Annotated in this window: 10 protein-coding genes; 7 read left to right on the top strand and 3 right to left on the bottom strand. The window is 48.2% G+C overall.

What is annotated here, in order from left to right; all coding sequences use genetic code 11:
* Positions 1-163 precede the first annotated feature (163 nt).
* The 6 genes from murB to araA all read left to right on the top strand — a co-directional run bounded on the left by murB (position 164) and on the right by araA (position 6,142).
* Entirely contained in the window at positions 164-1,075 is a 912-nt protein-coding gene (gene murB / locus V8Q34_RS27125; protein WP_033143398.1) for a UDP-N-acetylmuramate dehydrogenase, read from the top strand.
* A 21-nt stretch (positions 1,076-1,096) separates the two neighbouring features.
* Positions 1,097-1,987 carry an RNase adapter RapZ gene (gene rapZ / locus V8Q34_RS27120; protein WP_033143397.1) on the top strand — a complete coding sequence of 297 codons (891 nt, stop codon included), beginning with the start codon at positions 1,097-1,099 and terminating at the stop codon, positions 1,985-1,987.
* Positions 1,966-2,925, top strand: a complete 960-nt coding sequence (gene whiA / locus V8Q34_RS27115; protein WP_033143396.1) for a DNA-binding protein WhiA — start codon at positions 1,966-1,968, stop codon at positions 2,923-2,925. The genes rapZ and whiA overlap by 22 nt, the downstream gene beginning before the upstream one ends.
* Complete coding sequence (locus tag V8Q34_RS27110; protein ID WP_054352075.1) at positions 2,922-3,176, top strand: HPr family phosphocarrier protein; 255 nt, start codon at positions 2,922-2,924, stop codon at positions 3,174-3,176. Before whiA ends, V8Q34_RS27110 begins: the two co-directional genes overlap by 4 nt.
* 105 nt (positions 3,177-3,281) lie before the next feature.
* On the top strand, positions 3,282-4,538 hold the full coding sequence (locus V8Q34_RS27105) for a BTAD domain-containing putative transcriptional regulator (RefSeq protein WP_052099736.1): 1,257 nt from the start codon (positions 3,282-3,284) through the stop codon (positions 4,536-4,538).
* 107 nt (positions 4,539-4,645) lie between these two features.
* Entirely contained in the window at positions 4,646-6,142 is a 1,497-nt protein-coding gene (gene araA, locus V8Q34_RS27100) for an L-arabinose isomerase (RefSeq protein ID WP_148392887.1), read from the top strand.
* 411 nt (positions 6,143-6,553) lie between these two features.
* On the opposite strand, the gene V8Q34_RS27095 is transcribed toward araA, so the two are convergent.
* From V8Q34_RS27095 to V8Q34_RS27085, 3 genes are all read right to left on the bottom strand, one after another.
* A complete protein-coding gene (locus tag V8Q34_RS27095; protein WP_335836670.1) occupies positions 6,554-7,126 on the bottom strand; it encodes a hypothetical protein in 573 nt (190 codons plus the stop codon).
* Positions 7,119-7,757 carry a TetR/AcrR family transcriptional regulator gene (locus V8Q34_RS27090; RefSeq protein WP_227211773.1) on the bottom strand — a complete coding sequence of 213 codons (639 nt, stop codon included), beginning with the start codon at positions 7,755-7,757 and terminating at the stop codon, positions 7,119-7,121. The genes V8Q34_RS27095 and V8Q34_RS27090 overlap by 8 nt, the downstream gene beginning before the upstream one ends.
* A gap of 72 nt (positions 7,758-7,829) precedes the next feature.
* Positions 7,830-9,173 carry an MATE family efflux transporter gene (locus tag V8Q34_RS27085; RefSeq protein WP_335836669.1) on the bottom strand — a complete coding sequence of 448 codons (1,344 nt, stop codon included), beginning with the start codon at positions 9,171-9,173 and terminating at the stop codon, positions 7,830-7,832.
* Between the two features lie 161 nt (positions 9,174-9,334).
* On the opposite strand from V8Q34_RS27085, the gene V8Q34_RS27080 reads away from it, so the two are divergent.
* Positions 9,335-9,895 (top strand): PadR family transcriptional regulator, encoded by a 561-nt coding sequence (locus V8Q34_RS27080; RefSeq protein ID WP_335836668.1) that lies wholly within the window; start codon positions 9,335-9,337, stop codon positions 9,893-9,895.
* Positions 9,896-10,042 lie beyond the last annotated feature (147 nt).

Genomic DNA, 10,042 nt, shown 5'->3' with positions numbered 1-10,042 from the left:
CTGCTCCATATCGCGCTGGCTGCCTCGGGATTTTCATGCCTTCGGCCTGAAAACACCTCGGGGGATAGTGGCGTGTGAACAGTAACAATAAAATTTCTGTCTGAAACTGTTTTAGCTGTGTCATATTGGATTTCCATAATATTATCAAGCAAGAGGTAAGAAAGTGAATAAAAAAATAGAGAATGAGTTTTGTCAGTGTCTGGGCAGTGACAATGTCAATGTCTGTGAACCAATGAAAAAGCATACAACATTTCGCATTGGAGGGCCTGCGGAATACTACCTGCGTCCTCACAGCGTGGATGAACTGCGGAAGATTTTACATATCTGTAAAAGGGAGAATCTGCCGTTTTTCATTTTGGGCAATGGAAGTAATCTGCTTGTAAGTGATAAAGGGTACAATGGTGTTGTCATTCAGCTCTGGAAGAATATGAGTGACATAGAAGTGAACCACGACGTCATCAGGGCAAAGGCCGGAGCACTTCTCTCAAAAATCGCAGTGGTGGCTCTGGAGCACAGCCTGGCCGGATTTGCGTTTGCCAGCGGCATTCCCGGAACTCTGGGAGGCGCTGTAGTGATGAACGCAGGCGCTTACGGCGGGGAGATGAAGGATGTACTGGAGGAAGTCACCGTTATGGATGCGGACGGCAATGTGATCCGCCTGAAACGTGAGGAACTGAATCTGGGGTACCGGACAAGTATCGTAAAAGAAAAAGGATATATTGTGCTGGAGGCTGTCATCAGGCTGAACAAAGGTGAGGCATCCCATATTAAGGAGCAGATGGATGACTTCAAAGAGCGCCGTACCAGCAAACAGCCGCTGGATATGCCCAGTGCCGGAAGTACCTTCAAGCGGCCGGAGGGATATTTTGCAGGAAAACTGATCATGGATACAGGTCTGCGCGGCTTTCAGGTGGGCGGAGCGCAGATTTCCGAGAAGCACTGCGGTTTTGTTGTCAATACCGGAGATGCCACAGCGGAGGATGTGAAGAACCTGATAGAGGAAGTACAGAAGAGAGTCAGGGAGAAATTCGGCGTCACACTTGAGCCGGAAGTAAAATTCCTGGGTGAGTTTTGACATTAGCGGAGAGGATTCTATATGCGTTTTGTAATTGTGACGGGAATGTCAGGTGCCGGCAAGAGTACGGCCCTGAAAATGCTGGAAGATATGGAGTATTTTTGTGTGGATAATCTTCCCATACTCCTGATTGAGAAATTTGCACAGCTTGTGAAGGACGGAAGTTCCGGGGAGATAGAGCGTGTAGCCGTGGGTGTTGATATCAGGAGCGGCAAAGCTTTAAGTGAACTGGAACATGTTCTGGAACGGCTGCGGCTGCCGGGATTCCAGCCGGAGATCCTCTTTTTGGATGCGGATGACAAGACACTGGTAAAGCGTTATAAGGAGACACGGCGCTCCCATCCCCTTTCCGGCAACGGAAGGGTGGATGAAGGGATTCAACTGGAACGCAGCAGGCTGGCTTTTCTGCGGGAATTTTCGGACTACATTCTGGATACCAGCCAGCTTCTCACCAGAGAGCTGAAAGAAGAACTGGAAAAGATCTTTGTGGAGAACCAGAAGTTCAAGAATCTGATGATCACAGTTCTGTCCTTTGGGTTCAAGTACGGAATCCCCGGTGATTCTGATCTGGTGTTTGACGTGAGGTTTCTGCCGAACCCTTATTATATAGAAGGAATGCGTTTTTTGAGCGGCAATGACAAGCCGGTCAGCGACTACGTCATGGGATTTGAGCTGGCACAGGAGTTCTCCGATAAACTGGAGGATATGCTGCGCTTTCTGATCCCCAACTACATATCCGAAGGCAAATCCCAGCTTGTGATCTCCATCGGATGTACAGGCGGCAAGCACCGCAGTGTGACGCTGGCCAATGAACTATACAGACGGCTGAAAAAGTCAGAAGAATACGGAATACGGATTGAACATAGAGATATAGAAAAGGATGCGAAGAAATGTCATTCTCCGGAAGCGTAAAACAGGAGCTGGAGCGCTGCATCAGCCCTGCCAGGCATTGCCAGATCGCAGAGCTTTCAGCTATTTTCAGCTTTTGCGGTGAGATACAGAGAACAGAGGAAGGCCAGACATTTCTCTGTTTTTCTACAGAAAATGAAAGTGTTATAAGAAAGTGCTTTACTTTATTGCAAAAAACATTTAAAATAGATAGAGAAATTTCTATAGATAAACGTTTAATAAAAAGAAACAACAGATTTGTGATTGAAGTACGAGGTCAGGAAGATACCGTAAGAATTCTGCAGGCAGCAAAGTATCTGACCGCAGACAGGCAGCCAATGCCCTGTGCCGCTCTTGTGAATCCTCTGGTTATTCAAAAGAACTGCTGCAGGAGGGCTTTTCTGCGGGGAGCATTTTTATGTGCAGGTTCTATCAGTGACCCGGAGAAATTTTATCATTTTGAAATCGTATGTTCCACATTGTCAAAAGCTCAGCAGCTTCAGGAACTGGTGCAATCCTTTGAGGTGGATGCTAAAGTTGTAAGCCGCAAGAAGCACGAAGTTGTTTATGTAAAAGAAGGCGCGCAGATCGTAGAAATTTTAGGCCTCATGGGGGCCAATGTATCTTTGATGAATCTTGAGAATGTCAGGATTCTGAAGGAAATGCGCAATAGCGTAAACCGCAAGGTTAACTGCGAAACGGCGAATATTAACAAGACTGTAAATGCTGCAGTAAAACAAATGGAGGATATAGCCTATATCCGTGATACCATTGGATTGGAGCGGCTTCCGGATAATTTGGAGGAGATTGCACAGATAAGGCTGGAATATCCACAGGCTTCTTTGAAAGAACTTGGCATGTTACTAGCACCGCCAGTGGGAAAGTCAGGAGTCAATCACAGACTGCGGAAAATCGGCAGCATAGCAGAGGAGCTCAGAGGGAACAAGGAGGAACAGATATGATCAGGAAACCAATTACCATCGGTATTTCAAACGGCCTGGAAGCAAGACCGATCGCATTACTCGTGCAGGTAGCCAGCCAGTATGCCAGCAATATCTATCTGGAGAGTCAGGAAAAGAAGGTAAATGCAAAGAGCATCATGGGTATGATGAGTTTGGGATTAGACGCTGGTGAGAGCGTGACTGTATCAGTTGAAGGCGAAGACGAAGTCGAAGCGATGAAAAGCATCGAAGAGTATTTGAGCAACAAATAAATATTGAACTTTTAAGGAAAAAGAGAGCAGATATGAAAGAGTGAGGCCGTCCTGGATGAGGGGCGGCCTTTTTAACGGCGCGCAGATTGCAGGAGATATAAAAAGATGGAGAGAGAAAAAAGTATCGGTATTATGAGGGTAAGGATGTTAGGGGGGTTTTCCATTACTTATGAGGGAGCGGCAGTGGTCTTTGACAGGAGGAGCCCGGCAAAATTTATCCAGTTATTTCAGCTTCTCATGCTGCACTTAAGGGAGGGGATAGATAAGGCGGAGCTGATCGATGCTCTTTACGGCAAGGATGGGGTGGAAAACGGGAACAGCAGTCTGAACAATACGATCTTCAGGCTCCGCAGACAGTTGAAAAAGGCAGGCATGCCGGAGGATGCGTACATTATTGTAAAGAAGGGGAAATGCCGGTGGAGTGAGAATATTAAGGCAGTGGTGGATATCCATCAAATGGAGGCAGCCATCGAGGAGGCCTGCATGGAAAGCGGGGAGAAGAAGGAAGAGCTTTTAAAGGAAGCCTGCAGTCTGTATAAAGGGGAATTTCTGCCATCCTCCGCAGCGGAAGCCTGGTCTGTCATAGCAGGCGTGAAGTACAGAGACTTATACTTTGACTGTATGCGGGAGTTGTTTTCCATTCTGAAAAACCGCGGAGCCTATGAGGATATACTTTACATCAGCTCCCATGCGGCCTCTATCTATCCCTATGAGGAGTGGCAGCTTTGGCGGATTGACAGCCTCCTTGCCCTGAACCGGCATAAAGAGGCACTGAAGGTCTATGAGGAGACCGCATCCCTGTATTTTAATGAGTTTGGCTTAAATCCGTCCGGGAAAATGCTGGAGCGCTTTCATGCCATGAGCAGTCAGATACAGGGGGTTCCCTCAGATATGTCGGAGATCCGCAGGGACTTAAGGGAGAAGACAAAGGGAAAAGGCGCTTATTTCTGCTCTCTGCCCAGTTTTATTGATACCTACAGGATTATGACGCGTATGATGGAGAGGACCGGGATGTCTGTATTTCTCATGCTGTGCACACTGACGGACAGTTTCGGAGTTCCCATTGAAAAAGAAGAGAAGATCAGTAAAGCAGCAGAAAAATTCCAGACAGCGGTGAAGCTGTCCCTGCGCCGCGGAGACTTATATACCAGATACAGCTCCTGTCAGTTTCTGGTCATGCTTCCGGGCATTACCCAGGAAAACTGTTTCCGTGTGGCGGAGCGCATCAGCCGTCTCTTTAAGGAGGCAGGGGGCGGCAGCAACAGAATCCGATGTTATATCAGTTCCCTGATTGATGTGACCGAGGACTTCGGGGGGCTTAAGCACGGGATCACCTTTCCGGACGGCTGGATGCGGCCATAAACATACAACTGAAAAACTTGTACCCTTCCTGTAAATACAACTTGTAAAGATAACCGTACAAGTTTTAAGATAAAGGAAACAGAAAACCTAACAGGAGGGCGATTTTAATGAAGACAGGCAGAAATTACAAGTTTTGGTTTGCAACAGGTTCTCAGGATCTGTACGGAGATGAGTGCCTCAGAAAAGTGGCTGAGCATTCCAGAATTATCGTAGAGGAATTAAATAAATCAGGAGTGCTTCCTTATGAAGTGGTTCTGAAACCAACTCTGATCACAAATGAGGTTATCAGAAAGACATTCAATGAGGCAAATGACGATGAGGACTGCGCAGGTGTCATCACATGGATGCACACCTTCTCACCGGCTAAGTCCTGGATTCTGGGACTGCAGGAGTACAGAAAACCCCTGATGCATCTGCATACACAGTTCAACCAGGAAATTCCCTATGATACCATTGATATGGATTTTATGAATGAAAACCAGTCTGCCCACGGTGACAGAGAATATGGTCACATTGTGTCCCGCATGGGGATTGAGCGCAAAGTGGTAGTGGGCCATTGGAGCGATGAAAAAGTACAGGAAAAGATTGCGTCCTGGATGCGCACTGCAGTAGGTATTATGGAGAGCAGCCATATCCGTGTTATGAGAATTGCGGACAACATGAGAAATGTAGCTGTGACAGAAGGTGACAAGGTAGAGGCCCAGATCAAGTTCGGATGGGAAATTGACGCTTATCCGGTAAATGAGATCGCAGAGGCAGTGGAAGCTGTGTCAAAGGGTGATACGGACGCTTTGGTGGAAGAGTATTACGATAAATATGAGATTCTTCTGGAAGGCAGAGATCCGGAAGAGTTCAAGCGTCACGTGGCAGTGCAGGCACAGATCGAAATCGGATTTGAGAGATTCCTGGAGGAGAAAAATTATCAGGCGATCGTAACACATTTCGGTGATCTGGGTTCCCTGAAACAGCTTCCGGGACTGGCTATTCAGAGGCTGATGGAAAAAGGTTACGGTTTCGGCGGAGAGGGTGACTGGAAGACTGCAGCTATGGTGCGTCTGATGAAGATCATGACAGCAGGTATGGAAGGTGCAAAGGGTACTTCCTTTATGGAGGATTATACATATAATCTGGTTCCGGGTAAGGAAGGAATTCTGCAGGCGCATATGCTGGAAGTGTGCCCGACTATTTCTGACGGTCCGATCAGCATTAAGGTGAATCCGCTGAGCATGGGAGACAGGGAAGACCCGGCGCGTCTTGTATTCACAGCTAAGACCGGTCCGGCCATCGCTGCATCTTTGATCGATCTGGGGAACAGGTTCCGTCTGATCATTAATGAGGTGGATTGTAAGAAGACAGAGAAGGCCATGCCGAAGCTGCCGGTGGCTACAGCGTTCTGGACACCGAAGCCGGATCTGGCTACAGGTGCGGAAGCCTGGATTCTGGCAGGAGGGGCGCATCATACGGCGTTCTCTTATGATATTACGGCTGAGCAGATGGGTGACTGGGCTGCGGCTATGGGGATTGAAGCGGTTTATATTGATGGGGATACGAAGATTCGCGGGTTTAAGAGGGATCTGCAGTTGGGGGAATTGGTGTTTAGATAGGAATTTTGGCTGAGGGGGACGGCGGAGCAGTGGATGGGAAGGCGGGGAACCGGTTCGCGTGGAGCGAAGCGTTCCGCTGCCCGGGAGCTAACCTGCTCCCAGTCACTAAGTTCATCGCGAGAGCGCTCTTCACTAAGTGTCTGGGGCAGGTGGATCTCCCGGGCGCTCCACTGAGACATCGCTCCCCCCGAACCGGTTCCCCGCCTTCCCATCCACTGCTCCGCCTGGCGCTTTAGGACGGAAGCTTCTGTATGGAAAGTGGAAGAACAATGGTGAGTGGTTTTTTAAAAAAGAGATATGGCATTCGTCGGGTGATGGAATGCTGTATCTTTTTTTGCGTGGGAGGAGAAAAGCATCATGCGCGGGGCGTGAGTATTTTACGGGTGGTGATGATGAGGCCAAGGGGAGGCCTCATGCGCGGGTGCGTGAACGTTTTACGGCGGTGGTGATGAGGCCCAGTAGTAGGAAGAGAGCGGCGGCTGAGAAGTAGAAGATGGGGTAGTGGTCGGAGAGGCGCCAGGAGTCATTGGGGCCGATGAAGGCATCGATCCGGTTGTTGGTGCAGCGCTCTGCGGCGTAGAAGGCAAGGATGAAGTAACCGGTTGTCAGGAATCCGTTAGCGTGTGTCAGGGTTTTGAGAAGGGCAGTGACTGCAAGTGCGGCCAGCCAGGCCAGGCTTACGGGGATGCCGAGTCTTGTTGTCCAGTATATGGGCTGGGGGAGGTAGAGATTGGCTGTGTATTCTATAATATAGAGGAAGGGAATCAGCAGGATGGCCAGGACCAGGTATGTGAAAAGGATACGGTGTTTCCCGCCGAATATGAGGGTATACAGCATCAGATAGGCGTAGAGACAACTGGCTGCTGTCAGGAGGGACCAGCTAAACTGCCGGTCCAGGGCAAAGTTTACGATGAAACAGGTCAGGACAGCCAGGATAAACGGGGATGCCAGCAGGATGTTCCACATATTTCTTTTTTTAGTCATTTGAGACCTCTTTTCTTGGTGTTGGGTAAATGGGGGTCAGGATACGATCCAATACGGAAAATAGGAGGGATCTGGGTACCTCCGGTTTTTCGGAGGAGACCAGCAGGTTCTGAAAGGCCAGTCCGTCAATGGCTCCTGTTATGAATTTAGCCAGCTCGGAAACCGGCAGGCAGGTCTGGAACTCCCCGTTTCGGATGCCTTCTTCCAGAACTGCAGTGATGAGGGCATTGTATTTTTCATAGCCGCTTTTGATCAGTGTCTTGACCACGTGGCTTTCGGAGTAGGATTCCAGATAGAATTTGATGGGAAAGACACACATCAGGGCAGCCTGTATGGTGTCCTCCTCCCCGAGAACGATCCTGCGGAGTTTTTCACAGGAACTCAGAGGGCTGCCGCTGATTTTTTCTATGTATCCGATATAGGTATCGTAAATGCTCCGGGCTACTTCATCGACCAGGGCATTTTTGTTTGGGAAATACCAGTAGATGGCAGCCTTTGTCAGACCAACTTTTTTCGCCACATCGGTCAGGCTGAACTCGGTCATGCTCCTCTTTACCATGATCTCGATGGCTGCCTGTATGATTCCCTGTTTCATTTTCTCATAGTTCTCCGGTACTTTTTTCCTTGCCATAAAACTGCCTTTCTGTAATTAATTAACCGTACGTTTAATTAATTATGGCACAGAATTTCTCCGGAGTCAAGTTTAGAATCCAAGTTCTCTGTGAAGACGTATTGCCATGAAGACAGTGATCACAGCAGAGATGACGTCTGCAGCCGGCTGTGCGTACAGGATTCCGCTGACACCTGCAAAGAGGGGAAGGAGCAGAATGAACGGCACAAAGCAGATGCCCTGTCTGCAGGCCCCCAGGATAAAGCCCTCTTTCCCTTTGCCAAGAGCCAGAAACAGTGAGGAGTACACCGTGTAGAAACCGAACAGCAGGAAGGACAGGCCGTTTGCGCTCAGGGCCCTGGCGCCGATTCTGACCATTTCCAGATCCCCTTTTGTAAACTGAGAGATGATATTCGCGGAGAACAGAGATGCCGATACCCCATAGATCACGCAGAAAACAGTGGACCAGATAATGGAGAGCCGTATGGCCTCGTGGAGACGCCCATATTTTTTTGCCCCGTAGCTGTATCCCGCAATGGGCTGGAAACCTTTCATAAAGCCAAAGACCATAAGGCTCCCCACAGAGATGATCCTTGTCACAGGCCCCATACCTGCAATGACAGAGTCCCCGTATTCCTTAGCCTGAAAATTAATGAGGGAGATGGAAAGACTTGTCAGAAGCTGGAATACCATAGTGGGAATACCGATCTTCAATATTTCAGACATAATCTCTTTGGAGAAACAGCACGCACGGATACGGAAACTGAAGATACTTTTTTTCCTGAGAATATAACCCAGGTATACCAGAGAAGAGACAATCTGGGAGATAGCCGTAGCAGCCGCAGCACCGGCCACACCAAAATCCAGAACATAGATAAAGACAGGGTCCAGAACAATATTCAGCACAGCGCCGGCAAGCAGCGTAAACATAGTGGTTTTCGCAGCCCCCTCACTGGTCACAAGATTATTCATTGTCACATTAAACACATTAAAAATTGAGAACACCACATAGATACGCGTATACTCCTCCGCATAAGGCAGAATACTTTCCGTTGCCCCCAGCATCTTCAAAATGGGATGCAGAAAGACAAGCGTACACAGAATCAACAGGGCACCAACCGCAATACTGCTGTACAGGGCCGTACTTGCCGCCTGATCTGCCGTTTTTCTGTCTCCCCTTCCCAAAAGCCGGGAGATATAAGAGGCAGCCCCGTTACCAAACAACAGCCCGAGACCCACCACAACCTGCCCAATGGGAAACGCCACAGAGATTGCCCCCATCTGACTCGTCCCCAGTCCCCCCACAAAATAAGCATCCACCAGATTATACAAGGCATTGATCATCATCCCGATCATCGTGGGAAGCCCCATTGCCAAAAGCGCCCTCCATACAGGTGCGCTGCCCAGCAGTTCCATTTTTTTATTTCCTTCACTCATAATCATGATTTCTGTAACGGTACCGTTACAAACTCCTTTCTTTTTGCTTGACAACAGTTATAAAATATAATACTATAAATTATAGTAAAAACAAGTTGAGCTAAATAATACTATAATTTATAGTAACTGTCAAGAAAAATATAAAAAAGGAAGGTAACCACATGGCAACCATAGATTTAATCGTACTGGGAATTGTAAAAAAAGAGCCGCTAAGCGCATACGACATTCAAAAACTGGTAGAGTACCGAAACATATCCCGCTGGGTAAAGATCAGCACCCCCTCCATCTACAAAAAGGTGATCCAGCTTGAGAAAAAAGGCTACATCAGGAGCACCATGGTAAAAGAGGGAAACATGGCGGAAAAAGCCGTCTATTCCCTGACCGAAGCCGGCGAGCAGGAATTCAAAACCCTGATGCTGGGAATCTCCACCCAGCCCATCAACATCTTCCTGGACTTCAACGCTGTCATGGTAAACCTGGACAATCTCCCCCCCGAGATCCAGAAAATCTGCCTTGAAAACATTGCATCCGGCATAAAAACCCTAAAAACCAACCTGGAACAAAACATAACCGAAAAAACCTCCAACCCCCAAATTCCCGAAACCGCCAAAGCCGTCCTGCACCAGCAATACCTCCTGGCCCAATCCATAGAAACCTGGCTCGCCTCCGTAAAAACCAACCTGATCACAACAACCGCCCCCAGCCAAACCGATTCCATATAAACATTTAAAAGTTAGGAAAAAAGATGAACTACCAAGAAAATTAAAAAGATCCTAATAAACTACGCCAAAAAAACGCATTGAAGAAATGCCAAAAAGACCCTAAATACGATACAATAAACCGACAGCCCTTCAAAATCAGGAGAAGCG

This window comes from Blautia sp. JLR.GB0024, assembly GCF_037000545.1.
Lineage (GTDB): Bacteria > Bacillota > Clostridia > Lachnospirales > Lachnospiraceae > Blautia > Blautia celeris.
Note: the sequence above shows the minus strand (reverse complement) of the source record. Positions and strands in the feature narration are given on the sequence as shown.

Bases quoted from the DNA above. Each gene is read 5' to 3' on its own strand.
- rapZ (WP_033143397.1), top strand. From the start codon at position 1,097: ATGCGTTTTGTAATTGTGACGGGAATGTCAGGTGCCGGCAAGAGTACG.
- whiA (WP_033143396.1), top strand. From the start codon at position 1,966: ATGTCATTCTCCGGAAGCGTAAAACAGGAGCTGGAGCGCTGCATCAGC.
- V8Q34_RS27110 (WP_054352075.1), top strand. From the start codon at position 2,922: ATGATCAGGAAACCAATTACCATCGGTATTTCAAACGGCCTGGAAGCA.
- V8Q34_RS27105 (WP_052099736.1), top strand. From the start codon at position 3,282: ATGGAGAGAGAAAAAAGTATCGGTATTATGAGGGTAAGGATGTTAGGG.
- araA (WP_148392887.1), top strand. From the start codon at position 4,646: ATGAAGACAGGCAGAAATTACAAGTTTTGGTTTGCAACAGGTTCTCAG.
- V8Q34_RS27095 (WP_335836670.1), bottom strand. From the start codon at position 7,126: ATGACTAAAAAAAGAAATATGTGGAACATCCTGCTGGCATCCCCGTTT.
- V8Q34_RS27090 (WP_227211773.1), bottom strand. From the start codon at position 7,757: ATGGCAAGGAAAAAAGTACCGGAGAACTATGAGAAAATGAAACAGGGA.
- V8Q34_RS27085 (WP_335836669.1), bottom strand. From the start codon at position 9,173: ATGAGTGAAGGAAATAAAAAAATGGAACTGCTGGGCAGCGCACCTGTA.
- V8Q34_RS27080 (WP_335836668.1), top strand. From the start codon at position 9,335: ATGGCAACCATAGATTTAATCGTACTGGGAATTGTAAAAAAAGAGCCG.